Source organism: Bacillus sp. FSL M8-0077, from assembly GCF_038050255.1.
GTDB lineage: Bacteria > Bacillota > Bacilli > Bacillales > Bacillaceae > Bacillus > Bacillus altitudinis.
The window spans coordinates 772,734-790,413 of the sequence record NZ_JBBPAF010000001.1 but is presented as its reverse complement, the minus strand read 5'-3'; the positions used below and the strand labels follow the sequence as shown (position 1 = coordinate 790,413).

At 42.0% G+C, this 17,680-nt stretch carries 16 protein-coding genes; 7 read left to right on the top strand and 9 right to left on the bottom strand.

Going from position 1 to position 17,680, the window contains the following annotated elements; genetic code table 11:
* The first annotated feature begins 16 nt into the window (after nt 1-16).
* A complete protein-coding gene (pbp4, locus tag NST57_RS03905; protein WP_341298093.1) occupies nt 17-2,056 on the top strand; it encodes a penicillin-binding protein PBP4(5) in 2,040 nt (679 codons plus the stop codon).
* Between the two features lie 144 nt (nt 2,057-2,200).
* Nucleotides 2,201-3,439 carry an MFS transporter gene (locus tag NST57_RS03900; RefSeq protein ID WP_142154330.1) on the top strand — a complete coding sequence of 413 codons (1,239 nt, stop codon included), beginning with the start codon at nt 2,201-2,203 and terminating at the stop codon, nt 3,437-3,439.
* 34 nt (nt 3,440-3,473) lie between these two features.
* On the opposite strand, the gene NST57_RS03895 is transcribed toward NST57_RS03900, so the two are convergent.
* Genes NST57_RS03895 through rfbF form a run of 5 tightly spaced genes read right to left on the bottom strand, consistent with a single transcriptional unit; the run spans nt 3,474 to nt 8,255 of the window.
* Entirely contained in the window at nt 3,474-4,403 is a 930-nt protein-coding gene (locus NST57_RS03895; RefSeq protein ID WP_341298092.1) for a putative nucleotide-diphospho-sugar transferase, read from the bottom strand.
* Nucleotides 4,404-5,594, bottom strand: coding sequence for a glycosyltransferase family 2 protein (locus NST57_RS03890; protein WP_341298091.1), 1,191 nt, complete (start codon nt 5,592-5,594; stop codon nt 4,404-4,406).
* Nucleotides 5,591-6,502, bottom strand: coding sequence for a putative nucleotide-diphospho-sugar transferase (locus NST57_RS03885; protein WP_341298090.1), 912 nt, complete (start codon nt 6,500-6,502; stop codon nt 5,591-5,593). Before NST57_RS03885 ends, NST57_RS03890 begins: the two co-directional genes overlap by 4 nt.
* Before the next feature lie 12 nt (nt 6,503-6,514).
* Entirely contained in the window at nt 6,515-7,486 is a 972-nt protein-coding gene (locus NST57_RS03880) for a GDP-mannose 4,6-dehydratase (RefSeq protein WP_142154322.1), read from the bottom strand.
* Between the two features lie 4 nt (nt 7,487-7,490).
* On the bottom strand, nt 7,491-8,255 hold the full coding sequence (gene rfbF, locus NST57_RS03875; RefSeq protein WP_341298089.1) for a glucose-1-phosphate cytidylyltransferase: 765 nt from the start codon (nt 8,253-8,255) through the stop codon (nt 7,491-7,493).
* Nucleotides 8,256-8,610: 355 nt separating this feature from the next.
* On the opposite strand from rfbF, the gene NST57_RS03870 reads away from it, so the two are divergent.
* Nucleotides 8,611-8,760, top strand: coding sequence for a DUF1540 domain-containing protein (locus NST57_RS03870; protein ID WP_008344201.1), 150 nt, complete (start codon nt 8,611-8,613; stop codon nt 8,758-8,760).
* A gap of 200 nt (nt 8,761-8,960) precedes the next feature.
* Entirely contained in the window at nt 8,961-10,040 is a 1,080-nt protein-coding gene (locus tag NST57_RS03865) for a DUF3900 domain-containing protein (RefSeq protein ID WP_341298088.1), read from the top strand.
* 64 nt (nt 10,041-10,104) lie between these two features.
* Here NST57_RS03865 and NST57_RS03860 read toward each other — a convergent pair whose 3' ends face one another.
* Nucleotides 10,105-11,304 (bottom strand): MFS transporter, encoded by a 1,200-nt coding sequence (locus tag NST57_RS03860; protein WP_341298087.1) that lies wholly within the window; start codon nt 11,302-11,304, stop codon nt 10,105-10,107.
* Between the two features lie 103 nt (nt 11,305-11,407).
* Between NST57_RS03860 and NST57_RS03855 the strand changes: the two genes are divergently transcribed.
* Nucleotides 11,408-12,316 (top strand): LysR family transcriptional regulator, encoded by a 909-nt coding sequence (locus NST57_RS03855; RefSeq protein WP_341298086.1) that lies wholly within the window; start codon nt 11,408-11,410, stop codon nt 12,314-12,316.
* Nucleotides 12,317-12,349: 33 nt separating this feature from the next.
* On the opposite strand, the gene NST57_RS03850 is transcribed toward NST57_RS03855, so the two are convergent.
* Nucleotides 12,350-12,829 (bottom strand): aminoacyl-tRNA deacylase, encoded by a 480-nt coding sequence (locus NST57_RS03850; protein WP_073414509.1) that lies wholly within the window; start codon nt 12,827-12,829, stop codon nt 12,350-12,352.
* Nucleotides 12,830-12,975: 146 nt separating this feature from the next.
* Between NST57_RS03850 and NST57_RS03845 the strand changes: the two genes are divergently transcribed.
* A complete protein-coding gene (locus tag NST57_RS03845; protein WP_341298085.1) occupies nt 12,976-14,178 on the top strand; it encodes an MFS transporter in 1,203 nt (400 codons plus the stop codon).
* A gap of 13 nt (nt 14,179-14,191) precedes the next feature.
* On the opposite strand, the gene NST57_RS03840 is transcribed toward NST57_RS03845, so the two are convergent.
* Nucleotides 14,192-14,923, bottom strand: a complete 732-nt coding sequence (locus NST57_RS03840) for a MurR/RpiR family transcriptional regulator (RefSeq protein WP_017366780.1) — start codon at nt 14,921-14,923, stop codon at nt 14,192-14,194.
* 204 nt (nt 14,924-15,127) lie between these two features.
* Between NST57_RS03840 and NST57_RS03835 the strand changes: the two genes are divergently transcribed.
* Nucleotides 15,128-16,456: a 6-phospho-beta-glucosidase gene (locus NST57_RS03835; protein WP_341298084.1), complete on the top strand. Its 1,329-nt coding sequence runs from the start codon at nt 15,128-15,130 to the stop codon at nt 16,454-16,456.
* Between the two features lie 60 nt (nt 16,457-16,516).
* On the opposite strand, the gene NST57_RS03830 is transcribed toward NST57_RS03835, so the two are convergent.
* Nucleotides 16,517-17,679, bottom strand: a protein-coding gene (locus tag NST57_RS03830) for an IS3 family transposase (protein WP_341298083.1) whose coding sequence is annotated in 2 segments (ribosomal slippage) — nt 16,517-17,403 and nt 17,403-17,679 — 1,164 coding nt in all. Because the reading frame shifts where the segments join, the coding sequence is not laid out codon by codon here.
* Between the last annotated feature and the right edge of the window lies 1 nt (nt 17,680).

Sequence of the window (17,680 nt, the reverse complement as noted above, 5' to 3'; positions counted from 1 at the left end):
AATTGAGGTGTTTTCATTGTATACAGATCAACGAAAATCATTTTGGAAACAGAAAAAAGTCATCATTCCCCTTCTTAGCATCATCGTGATTGCAGCTGCTCTCTTTTTCTTAAAAGATACGCTTTTCTCAAAAGAAAAAGAGGCGCTGAAAGCCGCTGAATCCTTTACGAAACATATGAAGAAAAAAGAATTCACGAAACTGGCAGATGAGGTCACAAGTAGCTCTCTGAAAGCCAATGACTTTTCTAAAAAACAACTTGCCGAAAAATACGATCATATCTTTAGCGGCATCGGTGCAAATGATCTAAACGTCTCAAACATCAAAGTAGAAAAACAGGACAAAGGAAATGGGTATCAATTCACCTATGAAGTCACGATGAAAACGTCGCTTGGAAAACTGAACAAACTCTCTTACAAGGGCGTTCTCTCCGAAGTTGATAACAAGTGGAAAGTAGACTGGAAACCAAATCTCATCTTCCCGCAAATGGAAAAGGGTGACACCATCAAAGTGACAACTGATCCTGCGGTACGCGGAAATATTGTAGATCGAAAAGGGCGCACGTTAGCAGAAACAACTGGTGGACACGCACTTGGCATCATCCCTGGAAAGCTCGGGACAGGTACGGAAAAAGAAAGCAACATCAAAAAAATCAGCAGCGCTTTTGATATAGAGGAAGAGCTGATTCAAAATCAGCTGAAACAAGCATGGGTCACAGATGACACATTTGTCCCGCTAAAGTCTATGTTAGAGCAAAAGCCGATTCCAAAAGACATAAATGGCGTCACCTATCAAACGAAGGAAATGCGCTACTATCCATATAACGAAGCCGCTGCTCATTTGACAGGCTATGTCGGAAAAGCAAATGCGGATGATATCAAAAGAAATCCAGCCTTAAAGGCGGATCAAATCATCGGCAAAACCGGCCTTGAATTCACATTTGACAAGAACTTAAGAGGACAAGATGGTGGAAGCATCCTCATTGTCCATGATGAAACAGGTATTGAAGAAACATTGCAAAAAACAGACCGAAAAGACGGAAAAACAGTCAAGCTGACCATTGATGCATCTTTACAGAAAAAGGCCTATCAACAGCTGAAAGGTGAAAAAGGGGCTGTCACCATTATGAACCCATCATCAGGTGATCTATTAGCGCTTGTCAGCACCCCTTCTTACGATGTCAATTTAATGACCAACGGGATCACGCCTAAACAATATCAAGCATACAGTGAAAATCCCGATCTTCCATTCCAAGCTCGATATGCGAGCAGATATGCACCAGGATCTACTTTCAAAACCATTACAGCAGCCATTGGACTGGAAACAGGTGTCACAAAGCCTAATAAAGTGCGCACCATTCATGGACTGAAATGGCAAAAGGATCAATCATGGGGAAATTATCGCATTACACGGGTTCATGACAAAGAACAAGTCAATATGGTCGATGCCCTCGTGTACTCAGATAATATTTATTTTGGACAGGAAGCCCTTGAAATCGGCAAAGATACTTACGAGAAAAAAGTGAAAACCTTTGGGTTTGGTGATGATTTAAACATGCCGTTTACAATGAAACCGGCACAAGTGTCTAACGACGGAATCAAATCAGACATCTTACTTGCCGACTCAGCATATGGCCAAGGAGAATTACTCATGTCCCCGATCGAGCAAGTACATGCCTATTCTCCATTTGCAACAGGAGGAAAGCTTGTGTACCCTCGAGTCATTCAGGATGAAAAAACAGCATCACCAAAGCAGATCATCAAAGAGGATACAGCAAATACGGTAAAGGACGCACTGACTCAAGTCGTCACCAATTCAAACGGAACCGCTCACTCGTTGCAAATAAAAGGGGCTGATATAGCAGCTAAGACGGGGACAGCGGAACTAAAGAGCAAACAAGGTGCGACAGACGGTACTGAAAATGGATTTTTACTTGCGTTTAATCCTAAAAAAGAAGATTACGTCCTCGTCGGCATGATTGAAGGTGTGAAAAACCGTGGAGGCAGCGGTCTTGTCATTCAAAAAATGAAGCCAGTCATCGCCTCTTTCTATCAATAATTCTTTAGAGACACACGCTCCATCAAGCGCTTGTGTCTCTTTTTTTCAAAATCATGACAAATTGCTATTGTTTTATAGTTCACCTTATGAATAAAATGAGGAGAATGAAAAAAGAAACAAGTTGAATGAAAGGAGGAAGTCTCATTGGCTATTGCTGCTCAAACAAAGAATAAACCTCAAAAAGCGGTCACCGGTTCAACGGTTTATCCTATCTTATTGATTATTGGTATTTGCCATATGCTCAACGACACATTGCAAGCCGTGATTCCTGCCATGTTCCCTATTTTAGAACGCTCAATGGGGCTGACCTTTACTCAATTAGGGCTAATCGCCTTTACATTAAATATGGTCTCCTCTGTCATGCAGCCTGCGATCGGGTGGTACACAGATAAACGGCCGATGCCCTATGCACTGCCTATCGCATTATTTTCAAGTGCTGTCGGCATTTTCGGCCTTGCGTTTGCGCCATCATTTGCGACCATCCTGCTGTGCGTCGTCTTTATTGGACTTGGCTCTGCGATTTTCCATCCAGAAGGCTCACGGGTTGCCAACATGGCAGCTGGTCCTAGACGCGGTCTTGCTCAATCCATCTATCAAGTCGGTGGAAATACAGGTCAAGCCTTTGCTCCGCTAATCGCTGCATTCATGCTCGTCCCTCTCGGCCAGCCAGGTGTGGCTTGGTTTACGATTGTTGGAATGATTGCTGTCGGTTTCCTTCTCTATATTTCGAGATGGTACGCAAGAAAGCTTCAAACCATTCGAGCACAAGCGAAAAAAGCGCCTGCAAAAGCAGCAAGATCTGAACTTCACCGCAAGTCAGCGCTCACAGCACTTGGCATTATCGTCTTTCTTATTTTCGCGCGTTCTTGGTATGGAAATGCGATCTCGAATTTCTATGCGTTTTATGCGATTGAACAATATGGTTTGACGATTAAAGAATCACAAACTTATATTTTCTTATTTCTTATATTGGGTGCGATTGGGACATTTATAGGCGGACCGCTTGCAGACCGCTTTGGCAAGAAAACCGTGATTTTAATTTCCTTATTGGCATCCTTTCCACTTGCCCTGCTTCTCCCATTTGCCGGACCGGTTGTTGCTTATGTTTTACTTGGACTCATTGGGATCATTCTGACTTCAAGCTTCTCTGTCACCGTGGTCTATGCCCAAGAACTATTTCCCGGGAAAATTGGCACAATGTCTGGTTTAACGGTTGGGCTTGCGTTTGGTATGGGAGCGATTGGGTCGGTTGCCCTCGGCTCATTAATTGATGCAGTCGGTTTAACGCCTACCATGATTGGTGTCGCCTTTTTACCGATATTAGGCATCCTAGCCTTCTTACTACCTAGCGATCAAACCATAGCGAAATGGAATGAATCGTAAAATGAAGAACCGCTCATTTACTGAGCGGTTTTTTTCATATCTCATAAAAATGTGTGTCGGGAACATGTTTCTTCGCAATAAATCCTTGTTGAAAATCAGGAAAGATTTCCTGTACCTGTTTGATTTTTTTGTGAACCAAATCCGCATACGGGATATACAAATGATTCACCAGCTTTTGATCTGTCATATAGTAATACCAATTCAGATTAAAGTTCTTTTCATCAATGATCGTAAAGGCAGAAAAATGATAGAACAGCAGTGGACATTCGTCGAGATACATGTCTCCTTTCACAATGGAAAGCTTATAGTTTTCAATATTCCAAATCGCTGCATTGGCACCTTTAGATGCCACCACATGGACACCCTCAAAATCATCGACCCATCTTTCAACATACCGCTGATCACCATATGTCTTTTTTTCCGTATCCATTTCTACTGTACAGTGCGCAATGCAGTTCTCTTTCCACTGCGTCACAGCCCGTTTGGCCACATCTGTGTTACGACAGCCTACAAAGCCAGTATTAAAACGGCCGGATAACTCGTAATAACGATAGAACCGCTTGGAATTCATATGATCTGTCAAAAATACATGAGCGAGTGGATTTTCTGCAAATATCGCCTCTGGATCATGATAAAAATACAAATCCGTATCCAAATGAGCGAGATAATCTGCATCAGAGGACTCAAGAATTTTGAGTAGAAACGCAGGCTTAAGCGTCCAGCAATACTCGTGGAACGTACGATCCGCCTTTGCTTTTCGCAGCGAATCATCTTCCACATCTTCAAGCTGTTCATATTGGACATGTGGATGAGGAAACTGACTTAACACCTTGTAAGCCAAAGGATCAGCACATAAGACAGAAAGTTTATATGATTGAGCCGTCTGCTCAAGTGAATGAATCAGCGCCAGCAGCTTAAATACATGGGTATTGGACACAATGGTTGTGAAATGATAGGATGCCATCTACAACACATCCACTTGGAACAAGTCAACATGCAGCAGCTCTTTTGTGAGCCCTTGGATGGCTTCTGCCAGCACCGTGCACCCATGTTCCTGCTTGGCAAGCTGGGCCGCCTCTGACAACTTTTTCAAAGGGAAATGCTTTGCGGTCAGCACGTCCTTTTGATCACGTTTAATACCCACATTCCGCTCTGTGATCATATGAAGCAGCTCCAAAAAATAAGCGAGCAGATCATCATATGCTGCATTCTTACGCAGCTGGCGAATGTCTTTCACGATATCGTTTGTCACGGTATGAGAAAAGGGGCCCGAGAAAGCCAAATGAACATCAATCGAATCAATATTGTTGTACTTCTCGCACATATACAAAATGTTATATTTGATGTCATCGAATGACGTTAAATTACTTGGATGTTCCTGATGCACACTTAAAATATCCTCACGCAGCTCAAATGAGAGGCCAAGCTGATGCAGACGAATGCCTAAATCATAATCCTCAAACCCGTATCGAACGATTTTTTCATCAAACATCCCTAGTTCCATGACATGCTTTCGCTTGACGGAAGAGTTATTTGTGATAAAAAATCGCCACGGCAATTGATAAGAACTTAAATCATAGTCGTACGTGTTTAAAATGTCTTTCAGGATATCAATAAATTCGGACTGCAAGTCGAAGCTTCTCTCTAGAAATGCTCCGTTTTTTATTTCCTCCATCGACACAAGAGACGTTTTGTCTTTCATTTTCCGCTGATACAGCCCTTGTTTTTTTAATCGCTTCACATGATCTTGATCAAAACCGGTATAAAAATAACGATAGATTCGCTTCCAGCATACACCGCAAATCACACGGTCCTCATGATTAGCATGTGCCTCCGTGTGCTTTTGAATAAATTGGGGCTCTGCCAGCATATCGCTGTCATGAAATATTAAGAGGTCTCCCTCTGCCTCACGAATGGCATGATTCCTCCCCTTGGCAATTCCTTGATTGACAGGAATACGCACCTTTTTGAACGGAAAGTTCACCTCAATGTTTTCGAGCATTTCCATCGTGCCGTCCGTTGACCCATTATCAGCGACAATGACCTCAAATGGAATATCGGTTTCCTGAAGTGTTAAGGAAAAAAGGCTCCCTTCTAAACGCTCTTTCGCATTATAGCTCGGAATAATGACGCTGACCTTCGGCTTTTCATTCATGCGCCATCCTCCTCCAGTTTGGCATAGCCGTTAAACATCGGATTGACTTGCTCTACCGATTCAATCACATGACGCAGCACTTCCCGATAGGCTTCTTGGAAAAATGGCAAATCATCTCTTCCTTTTTCATGGATTTGCTGCATATTCTCTTTGCTTAAGATCCGAAAACCGCTGAAATGATAGCAAATGAGCGGGCTTCCATCCTCAAGCCATATACGTCCATTCTCTTCGTGATAAGAATGCTGGCCATAATTCCAATGACCAATATTCACACCCTTTGTCTGAATATCCTCTACTTTTTCAAACAGCATCGGCATATGATCCAAATACCCCTGATCGCCAAATTTTCCTTCTCCAGGCGCATTTTTGCATTCTTTTAGACATTCTTCTTTCCACCAGCTAAGACACTTTCGGCCGGCTTCATCTCCTTTAAAATGCAGGAAGCCTGAGTTATAGCGCCCTAAAAGTTTCTGAAGCATCTTCACTTCCTCTGGATCAAAACTTGGAATGACAATATCCCCTCTTGATAGAAGCACGGAGGCCCCTGGCTGGTTTTGAAAAATCACTTGCGGACTCTCATAAAAGAACAAATCCGCATCAAGATACGTCACTTCCTCCGCCTGGCCCTGCTTAAATAGCCACTCAATCCAAATCGGTTTTAATGTCCAGCAATATTCCGAATCATTTCGTTCCTTTTTGATCTCTAACAGCTCTGGCGTTTCAAGATCCCGTACATGAACAAGATCGACATGCGGGAAATTCATTTGATGAAGCAAATCAAATGCAGCATCATCCATACATAACGTCTTGATGACAGCATCATTTTCTACTTGCTTCAACGATAAGAAAAACGCAATGGCTTGATAAAGTCTTCCACTTGATAGAACCGTACAATATATGCTGTTCATCTGTATACACCTCTATTTTTGAAAGAATTCGCGATACCATTCAATTGTCTTTTCTAACCCTTCATCAATGGAGTAATCAGGCTTCCAATCAAGCAGCTTTCTCGCCTTTTCTGCTGATAAATATTGATGCTTAATCTCATGCGTTCCTTGATTCAAAATACGAGGTTTTAGTTCACTGCCCATCGCCTTTAAGATTTTATCAACGAGCTCAAGCACGGTCAGCTGAATTTCATTACTAAAGTTAAATGCTTCTCCTGCAAGCCCTTTTTCCTCCATTTTTTCAGCTAGCAGTAAATAAGCCTTGACCGCATCTTCAATATAGAAATAATCACGGATAAAGGTACCGTCACTTCTAATTTCCGGCGCCTTTCCCTCTAATACAAGCTGGATGGTTTGCGGAATGATTCGGTTAAAATTCAAATCCCCGCCTCCATATAAATTACCGCAGCGCGTAATACAAACCGGAAGACCATATGTGTTGTAGTACGTGTGAGAAATTAAATCTGCACAGCTTTTTGACACATCATATGGATGCTTACCGTTAAGCGGCATGTCTTCATCATAAGGAAGCTGCTCTTGATCCCCGTATGCTTTATCACTCGATGCCACAATCACTCGTTTGATAAGCGGCTGCCTTCTGCATGCCTCCAGTACATTCCATGTTCCTAAAATATTGGCTTCAAATGTAGAGACCGGGTGACGATTTGCGACCCCAACAATCGCTTGGGCGGCCAAATGAAAGACCGTATCAATCTCATATTCTCCTAACGCACGTTCTATCGTTTGCATGTCCTCAAGTGCGCCTTGGACGACATTCATCTTTTCAAATTGACTGCCTTGATACAAGTTCGACCTTGGCACTTGATCACGTAAAAGCCCTGTTACGTTTGCCCCTTGATCAATCAATTCTTTCACAAGGTAACTCCCTAACAATCCCGTACACCCAGTCACAAATACGTTTTTTCCATTCCAAAATCCGCTCATGCTGTCACCAAACCTTCCATGGTTGTTTTCCTTCAGTCCACATGTCGTTGATTTCTTTCAAGTTTTTATACGTATCAATTGCTGTCCAAAATCCATGATGCTCATAAACTGCTAGCTCTCCATCATTCGCCAGATGTTGAAGAGGCTCTGCTTCAAAAACGCATTGATCATCATCTGTTAAATAATCAAAAACCTTTGGAGACAACACAAAAAATCCTCCATTGATCATCCCGATACTGTCTGTCTTCTCAGAGAAGGATTGTGCCATCCCGTTATACACCTTCAACGTTCCATACTGTGATTTCTTTTCAATTCCTGTGACAGTGGCAGCTGCTCCAAGCTCTTGATGACGCTTGAGCAAATGAAACATATTGATATTGGCAAGCCCGTCACCATACGTCATCATAAATGTCTCATCACCAATATACTCCTGTGCCTGCTTTAGCCGCCCGCCTGTCATCGTATCCTCACCCGTATCTAAAAAGGTAATTTTCCAGTTCTCCGACTTCCCTAAAAGTTTCATTTCCCCTGTCGACATATCTAGCTGCATGCTGTGATTCCGCCAGTCGTAGTTGAGAAAATACTCTTTGATCTTCTCTCCTTTATATCCAAGCAATAAGATAAACTCGTCTACACCGTAATACTGATAGATTTTCATAATATGCCATAGAATAGGCCGGTCTCCGATCATAGCAAGTGGTTTAGGAAGCGCTTGTGTGACCTCACTCATTCTCGTTCCCTTTCCTCCGCAGAGAATGACTGCTTTCATCTTCTCCCCTCATCTCTCTATGAAAATTTTTGATTGAAAACCCTATCTTCATGCGGAAAATCAGTACATGTACCCTTATACTTTGTCCGACATCAGGTTTTGAATCTACTCTATTCATATGTCGGAATAAGAGAGGGTGCCACCTAGCATTTAACTATTTTTACAAACAAAAAAGAGCGAGATTTGCATTCTCGCTCTTTCAAAAGTTTAAATTGTATATTTTCAGGGTAGATGGTATGATAAACATGTGCATATGCAGCACAAACAGCCTCTTTCATTAAAGAGACTACTAGATTGAATGAACTCAAGTGGCAGCTTGCTTCATTCTGAATATGAATCACGGAGGTGAATTCCCATGGCACAAAATGTACTTTGTGAAGTGAACTCTTGCCGTTTTTGGGCTGACAACAGCTGTACAGCCTCTACAATTAAAATTGGTAAAAGCACAATGACTGACGTGACTCGCAATGCTGAAACGGATTGCGAAACATTTGAAACAAAATAATACATGATTTTCTGAGATGAAGGAACTGGCAGGTTCCTTCTTTTCTTTTATCATTCTATCAAGAATGATAATTATTATCAAGTGTTTTAGAATAAACATTTCTCGGGAAATAATGACACGATATTTCTCCATTCGTTGACGATTTTCACTCCTTTTTCTATACTCAACATATCCAAAGAAGAAAAAGTGGTGACCAATCAGTGGATTTTACGATACGTTTTCTATCATTCTATGTGGTTGAAGTAGAAGGCAAAGAGGAACAAGCAAATAAACGGTTTAAACATTACCAAACATTAGACCAAGAGGAATTTGAACAAAGTGAGCTGAAGGACTTTCTAGACGGTGAGCTTAAAAAAATTGTCAAACGAAAAGTGGACAGACACCCTAAATCTGAGCAAGTACCGACTAAAATCGGACGTTTCATTGTCGAACCCGGTCATGAGCTCGATTCAAATCCAAACTACAATTTATTTCATCAGACGAGATTTGCAGATACAAAAGAAGTATTTAACGAATGCAGTGAACAATTTGTTCGCACCTATTTAGATACAAGTGCTGTCAGAGGCGGCGTGTTTTTGGTTGCATCTGCGGTTCCTAAAAAGTATTTCGATGACTCTTTTGTCTTTATCATGAAATGCGATTTTGAACAGAAAGTCGCTTCTATCGCTGATACATCTACCTTGATCAGAAAAGTTGAAATGGCGATAACAACCAAAAACATGAAATCAATTCAATATCCGTTTATGCCAGAAGAAGGCATGACAGAAGAAGCTGAAGTGAAAATTCACCAATCCTCGCACGCTCGTTATTTTGAAGACTTTCTGAAATTCGTCGAATACGGAGAATCAATGCCTGAAATCATGAAATCACAGGTCATGAATATGGTGCAGGAACATGTATTTGAAACATTACAGGATGAAAGTGAAGAATTAAAGCAATTTGAAGAGGACCTTGAAATATGGGAAGCAAGTGAAAAACGAGAAATTAGAGAAACACTCGATACAGAACAGGTCACACTAGCGGCTTCACATATTGTTGAACAAACCCCTGATATCACGATGAAGATGCGTCTAGGCGAAACAGAAATTAAAGGACTTTTAGCCGACTTCGGCCACTCGATTCATATTGCAAAGGTCAACAATCGATATGTCGTACTCGTTGAAGCAGATCAAATTGTGTTTGAAAAAGGAAGCACACCTGTTGAATTCCATAAACCCAATGGCTTGAAAGAGGTCGTCAGCCAGCTCACGCAAAAAGCCTACGATTCAGACTTAGAATAAGAGAATATGACTGCCTCCTGCGATCAGCTGCATGAGGCAGTTTTTTTATATAACGCTTTATTTTTTACACTGCACTAGAAGAAACACGCTGCCCGCTTCTTATCCACATGCTGACGAGCATTAAGCTGATGATAAGCATCAGCCAAAAGACGCTGTTTGTTCCGAAAAACTGGATCAACGTATACCCACACAAAGGTCCTAAAGCAGCCCCCATATCTTGAACAAAAGAATAGCTGACGAGAAAGCGGTTCTTATCTATTTGAGCAGAAGCTTTTTGAAAGACAAGTGTATCGGTGAATGTTGTGACAATTGTTGCCATCAGCTGAATCAAAAGCAGCATCAATAGGAACCAGCCGCTTACCTTCAGCATGACCCCAAGAAAACTGAGCCCTCCAAATGAAAGAAACATCCAGCATAGCATTCGTTCCTTCATCACAAGACGATCAAACCATTTGCCCGTTCTCGGTGCGAGAAATGGTTCCCATCCCCACCTGAGTGCTTGAATAACACCGCTTAAAGCCGAAGCTCCAATGACAAAGCCAAACAGAGTCAATTCATCTTGGTCAATCTTTGCTTCAATGACATGACTCAGCGTGGATGCGAATAAACCTTGGATGATCAGTGCGATCAGCATGCCTGTTATCAGTACTTTTACCACATCTCGTGTAAACCACTTCTGTTTGATACCATGATACACCTGCGTGCCTTCTCTCTTTTCAATTTCATCCAACGATACATAAAAAATGCAGCCCATTAATGTGAGTAAGCCAAAGACAAGCGTCATGGACTGAAAACCGATCAAGCTGGCAAGGATTCCACCAAATAACATGCCAAATAAACTGCCAAGCCGGTAAATCCCATTATAAAGACCCGTCAAATGTCCTTGTGAGCCTTCGTCCATTTCAGCTAAGACCCTCATCCCACTCATACGGAGTAACGTCCAAGCGAGGCCCCATGCACAGCGGCAAATCAATAGCAGCCAAAATCCACTCATCCCATATAATATCGTGGTCACTGACGCGATCAAAATTGCGATCAGTACACCGGTCTTCATTGGGATATATCGATAGAGCCACCATACGACAGGTGCTAGCGGGATACGAATGAATCGGTTGATAGACAGCAGTAACCCGACCTCCCAAATGGATGATAAACCAATCTCTTTCCAATAGACCGGGAGAACAATATAGAGCATTGAATCCCCAATAAGTGCAAATGCTGTGATGAGTGCAACTGACACAACTTGCTTTTGACGACGATCCATTTTTTCTTCCCCCTTCGCTATCTTTACGATAAGGGATCCCTTATAATAAATCTAATGAATGTTTTTGATTGAATCATCAAAATAATTGATAGGCGGTACAAAGATGAATTTACATGCCCTCCGTATTTTTGCAAAGGTAGCCGAAACAAAAAGTGTCACTCAAACGGCAGACGTTCTGTCTTTGACACAGCCGGCTGTGTCAGCACAATTACGAAGCATTGAACGAGAGATCGGCTTTCGTCTTTTCAAACGAAACGGCCGGGGGATTACATTGACGGAGATGGGAAAGATCCTTTATCCATATGCCCGGCAAGTATTCGAGGCGGAAAAAGAAGTAGAATATCAGATTACCCTTCTGCAAAACGGAAAAAAAGGAAGACTCAGAATTGCTTCTACCTACGTACCACTTAACTTTTTGCTGCCTGATTGGCTTGCCTCTTTTAAAACGGCATCGCCACAGACAGACATTGAATTAAAAAGCGGAAACTCCGCTCAAGTGATCGAAAGCCTGCTTCAATATCAATCAGATGTGGCGATTGCTGTAATTGAAGATCTGCACCACGAAGATCTTCACACCTCTCACTTAACTGATTTAAGTTATGACTTTATCGTGCCTGTGGATCACCCGTTAAATGGACAAACCGTCCCCCTAGAACGCCTAAGCCATGAACCCTTTTTAATGCGAGAAGAAGGCAGTTCGACGAGAGACAAACTTTTTTCCCTTTTTACCGCTAAAGGAATTAAAAAACCGACCGTTGATTTACAATTCAGTGGTGTCCACGAAGCCATTCAAATGATCAAAGCTGGCTATGGCATTACCCTTGTTCCTCGTGACGCTGTTCAGCGAAGCTTAGAACGTGGAGAAATTGGGCGTGTGTATATCGAAGGAATTGACATTATCAGACCTGTTGTGGTCTGCAAACGGGCGAATGACCTTGAGGAAAATAGGACGGTACATGCTTTTTTGCAAATGAAAGACATTGGTCCCTTTACACCACCTGCTTCCAATTAAAAAAAGTGCCTGCTTCAGCAACAGGCACTTTTCCTATTCGGATGGCTGAACAAGATCAAATGGGACCGCCTTTGAGGCTTTCACTAATTGTTCTGGTGTGATGAGGATTTCATTTCCCCATTCTCCTGCTCCAACGCCTAATATCTCTTCTTCTAACAGCGATGCTTCGATAATCGTGCGGAACCCTTCAGGCTGCCAGCAAAATGGCGGAATCGAGCCAATCCGATAGCCCGTCACTTCAAGTACCGTGTCAGGTGAAGCCATTTTGATATTACGAGAGCCGGCGGCTTTCTTTAGTTTCCCTGATTTGATGTGCTGGTCAGCACCAACCATCACAAGCAGCTGCTCCCCTTCCCCTGTTTCAAAGATCAATGTTTTGATCATTTGTCTTTCTCTAAAACCAAGAGCTGCCGCTACATTCGCTGCGCCCTTCTCTGTGTCGGCAGAAAATGTTTTGATGTCATACGGGATGCCATGCTTGTCCAAAAAGTCATGTGCTGGTAATTTTTTCAATGGATTGAACCCCTTTCCTTACGATGTTCTTTCATTTAGCTTATCACAATCCTCTCATCCTTAAGATGTATTTTTCAATGGAAAACCTCTGCACACTTCGCCAACATGCTATACTGAACTTGTTTTTGAAAAGGAGTCGGTTGGATATGGGAAATAAGTTTTGGTGTTATACAGGCAGTAAAAGCCTTCTCATGCTAAGTGATATTCTATTTTTGATGACAGTCACATTGGTTATTTATCAAGATACACAATCTGTCGCCTATGCGGCTGTATTTCCGCTCATAAGAACACTATGTCAGCTATTGGCTGGGCTCCTCTCTCCTGTTTTGACAGAACTCTTTCAAGCCAAGCGTCTATTGAAATGGGTCCCTCTTTTACGTATTGGAATGCTCGTCGTATTCACGACCCAATTTGATTTCTTTCAGCAGCACCTGATCTGGCTGTTTAGTGCATTCGTTTTGATTTCCATCACAGGCGGGTTCATCAGCCCATTATTACAGGCCATCATGCCGATGCTTGTGCCAGAAAATCAGCTTGTGAAAGCGAACAGTACAGCCTCCGTTTTTTATCAATCTGTTCAAATCGCCGGCTATTCGTTTACTGGAATGCTCGTCCTGTTGATTGGTCCATCTTATTTAATGTGGGCCTCTTGTTTCATGATTGTGTTGTCCTATCTATTGATCATTCCTGTTTTTTCTCTACTCAAGCAAGAAGACACGGTTCAAAAAGAAAATAAGATGAACGGGTTCAAGGATGGCTGGAAGATCATTTGGACAAACAAAACGGTTCGCATCCTGACTTTCATGGATGTTTGTGAAAATATTGCAGGTGCTTTGTGGGTCGGACCGGTTACGCTTGCCTTTGTCACACTTGTTTTAAAGGAAGGTGCGGAATGGTGGGGATATATCAATGCCGCCTATTATATAGGTGCCATTATAGGCGGACTCATGGCCGCATGGCTAAGTCAGTTTATTCAAAAACAACTTCTCCTCTTTATGGCAGCGGGCTCTTTTATTTATGCAGTGCTGACGATCCTATTTTCGCTAAACAGCCTGCCATGGCTTGCATTGCTGCTTTGTATTTTAATGGGGCCTGCCTATCAAATTCGAGATGTCTCGCAGCAAACCATTCTTCAAACGGAAACGCCAGTCCATGATTTATCAAAAGTGTATTCGGCTCAATACGTCCTCTCTTCTATGTCTGTCGGTTTATCTATTTTCTTTGTTGGGATGATTGCAGATGCCTTTGGCGCACGGTTTGTGTATTTGTTAGGCGGACTGTTTGTTCTCATCTGTTCCGGGATTGCCATCACCGCTTTCATGATGCAGAAAAAAAGAGCAGCTGTTTGAGGCAGCGGCTCTTTTACTTTTCTTTTAACATCGCAAACATGTCACGCGCCATTGCTTCTAGGATATACACAACGGGTGTCTGTGTAGTGATGTTGGCTCTATGGACTCGTTCGTCTGTGACGTAATAAGCAATATTCAAGTCAGAAATACGAGAAATTGTACAGTGCTGATTGTTAGTAATACTAATGATCGTGCTGCCTTCTCTTTTTAGTTTGGAAATATGATCAATCGTAATACTGTTCTCTCCTGATACCGATAGCACAATGGTAACACTATTGTCTAAATACTGCATATTCATCGGGAAAAACGGATCATTGATGTAGAATGAAAATTTCTCAAGACTTGAAAAGTACCTTGCCCCATACTGCGCCAAAATACCAGAACTGCCCGTCCCAATAAACAGCACATTCTTTGCATCGGCAATCAGCTTCGCTGCCTCTTTAATCTTTTCCTCAAAATCTCCTTTAAGTGTCCGTTCGATAAATTCATACAGGAAATGCTGCGTGCTTTTCAAAGAAGGTGTTTGTTCTGCTTCTAAATACATTTTGAGCTTCACCTTAAATTCTGAAAAGCCTTCACAATTCACTTTTCGACAAAAGCGAAGGACAGATGAGGTCGATATATGTGCGGCATCTGCCAAATCACGAATTCTCATATAGACGACTTTTTCACTGTTTTCCATAATGTATCGGTATAAAGCGCTTTCTAGTTCATTAAAGCTGGAAATGACCTCACTTGAAAACATCTGACTTCCCCTTTCTCCAATAACATGACACAACACGTTTCTTTTATGTAACAAATCTCTAAATAGGGCACCCTTGCCTAAAGACGCTGAAATCGTTTACGCACAAGGTACTCTCACGATAAGCTATAGATGTACAAACAAATGATAAAAGATTGATTCACTCTATTATAACATTGTGCGTTACATTATTCGGAGGTGCAGAACATGGCAAAAGGATTAAAGGTTGTCACAATCGGCGGAGGATCAAGCTATACACCAGAGCTAGTCGAAGGATTCATTAAACGGTACGATGAATTTCCAATTAGCGAACTTTGGCTCGTCGATATCGAAGCAGGTAAAGAAAAGCTTGAGATCGTCGGAAATCTTGCAAAACGTATGGTGAAAAAAGCGGGACTTCCAATCGAGGTTCATTTAACATTAGATCGCCGAAAGGCGCTTGCGGGCGCTGATTTCGTCACAACACAATTCCGTGTCGGACTTCTTGAAGCACGTATGAAGGATGAACGCATTCCTTTAAAATATGATGTCATTGGTCAGGAAACGAATGGTCCAGGAGGTCTATTCAAAGGACTTCGTACCATTCCAGTCATTCTTGATATTGTGAAAGATATTGAAGAATTATGCCCAGATGCATGGCTTGTGAATTTCACCAACCCAGCTGGTATGGTCACAGAAGCCGTACTTCGCTATTCAAATCACCGCAAAGTCGTTGGCTTATGCAATGTGCCAATCGGCATTCGTATGGGCATCGCCAAAGGACTTGATGTCGACGCAAGCAGAGTCGAGGTCAGCTTTGCTGGATTAAACCATATGGTCTTTGGACTCAACGTATTCTTAGATGGTAAAAGCATCATGGATCAAGTCATCGAAGATATGGCAGATCCAAACTCTACGATGTCGATGAACAACATTCAAGCGATTCCGTGGGATGCTGATTTCTTAAAAGGGCTTGGCGTCATTCCTTGTCCATACCACCGCTACTATTACAAAACAAGTGATATGCTGGCTGAAGAAAAGAAAGCCGCAGAGAATGAAGGAACTCGTGCAGAAGTCGTTCGTGCACTTGAAAATGACCTGTTCGAGCTTTACAAAGATCCTGATCTTGATATTAAGCCGCCACAGCTTGAAAAACGCGGCGGTGCTTACTACAGTGATGCAGCATGTAACTTGATTGCATCCATTTATAACGACAAGCATGACATTCAGCCTGTAAACACAATCAACAATGGCGCCATCAGTGACATTCCAAATGATTCTGCCGTTGAACTGAACTGTGTCATCACAAAAGACGGCCCAAAACCAATCGCTGTTGGTGAAATGCCGGTCGCTGTCAAAGGACTTATTTCTCAAATTAAATCCTTTGAACGTGTAGCCGCTGAAGCAGCTGTAACAGGTGACTACAACACAGCACTTGTCGCCATGACCATCAATCCGCTCGTCCCATCAGATGCTGTTGCAAAAAGCATCCTAGATGAAATGCTAGAAGCACACAAAGAATATCTGCCTCAGTTTTTCAAAAAAGTAGAAGCATAAAAAGAAGCCGCACTTGTCTAGACTGACATAGGAGAATGAGACACGAATAAAACACCCTTATTAGGCTGACATGCTACCAAATGTTTTTGGTGCGTGGTAGCCTAATTTTTCTTGGATACGCTCTTCATTATAATACTTGATGTAACGATCGATTCGTTGCCTGACATCTTTTTCTGATATAGAGTTGAACTTTGTAAACATAAATTCCTCTGATTTTAAGCTAGAATGGAATGATTCAATCACTGCGTTATCCCAACAGTTGCCTCGTCTAGACATACTGCTTGTGAGGTTCCTTACCCCTAGCTCCTTTTGATATGCATACGAACTGTATACACTTCCTTGATCTGAATGCACAAGTACACCTTTAGGTGAATTCCTTTTCTCTAAAGCTGCCCTCAATGTGTCCAATATGAGTGATGTCTGTTGGTGATCATCTAGGGTATAGGCAACAACTTCGTTGTTGTATAAATCCATCATGGTCGAAAGATAGAGCGTTCTCGGTCCATACTGAATATAAGTAATATCGGTTACCCATTTTAAATTCGGGTGTATTGCGGTGAAGTTCCGATTTAATATATTTGGGGCAATGATGACAGATTCCCCTTGTGATTTCCATTTCCTTTTACGCTTCACACGACATTGAAGATGGTGTTTTTGCATGATGCGCTGTACAGTATTTCGGTTTCGTTTGATATCATATTGGCGCTGAAGCAGCTTTCGGATCTTACGGTGGCCGTACCGGAACGACGTTTCGGTACATAAGGAAATAACAGCCTTCTCCACTTGTGATTTTTCACGTATTCCTTCGGATACCCAGCGATAATAGGTCGATCTGGCGATCTGCAAAATACTTAAGACAGACGTTACTGTATAGTTCTTCCGTAATCTCTCGATCAAATACAAGGCTACTCCTTTTTCAACTCCTCTACGATCTCCAAATACTTTTTTAGAATTTCATTCTCCATCTTAAGGTGTTCAATCTGCCTATTTACTTTTTCCTCTTTGGATACATTGTCAGGTCCATGTCCGAAGCTATATTGTTTTCCAATTGGCTGATCGAATCGATGTAACTGATTTTCTCGATACCACTTCATCCATGTTTTAATCTGAGATACATTCTTTATATGATATTTATCCATAATTTGTTGATTGGTAAACTGCCCGCTTAATTTATCTTTCACAACCGCCCATTTTGTTTCAGCTGAATATCTGTTTTTTTTCATA

Excerpts from the sequence above, each read along its gene's own strand:
- NST57_RS03835 (WP_341298084.1), top strand. The coding sequence starts at position 15,128 with ATGGCAAAAGGATTAAAGGTTGTCACAATCGGCGGAGGATCAAGCTAT.
- NST57_RS03870 (WP_008344201.1), top strand. The coding sequence starts at position 8,611 with ATGGCACAAAATGTACTTTGTGAAGTGAACTCTTGCCGTTTTTGGGCT.
- NST57_RS03880 (WP_142154322.1), bottom strand. The coding sequence starts at position 7,486 with ATGAGCGGATTTTGGAATGGAAAAAACGTATTTGTGACTGGGTGTACG.
- NST57_RS03855 (WP_341298086.1), top strand. The coding sequence starts at position 11,408 with ATGAATTTACATGCCCTCCGTATTTTTGCAAAGGTAGCCGAAACAAAA.
- NST57_RS03885 (WP_341298090.1), bottom strand. The coding sequence starts at position 6,502 with ATGAACAGCATATATTGTACGGTTCTATCAAGTGGAAGACTTTATCAA.
- NST57_RS03890 (WP_341298091.1), bottom strand. The coding sequence starts at position 5,594 with ATGAATGAAAAGCCGAAGGTCAGCGTCATTATTCCGAGCTATAATGCG.
- NST57_RS03845 (WP_341298085.1), top strand. The coding sequence starts at position 12,976 with ATGGGAAATAAGTTTTGGTGTTATACAGGCAGTAAAAGCCTTCTCATG.
- rfbF (WP_341298089.1), bottom strand. The coding sequence starts at position 8,255 with ATGAAAGCAGTCATTCTCTGCGGAGGAAAGGGAACGAGAATGAGTGAG.
- NST57_RS03840 (WP_017366780.1), bottom strand. The coding sequence starts at position 14,923 with ATGTTTTCAAGTGAGGTCATTTCCAGCTTTAATGAACTAGAAAGCGCT.
- NST57_RS03895 (WP_341298092.1), bottom strand. The coding sequence starts at position 4,403 with ATGGCATCCTATCATTTCACAACCATTGTGTCCAATACCCATGTATTT.
- NST57_RS03860 (WP_341298087.1), bottom strand. The coding sequence starts at position 11,304 with ATGGATCGTCGTCAAAAGCAAGTTGTGTCAGTTGCACTCATCACAGCA.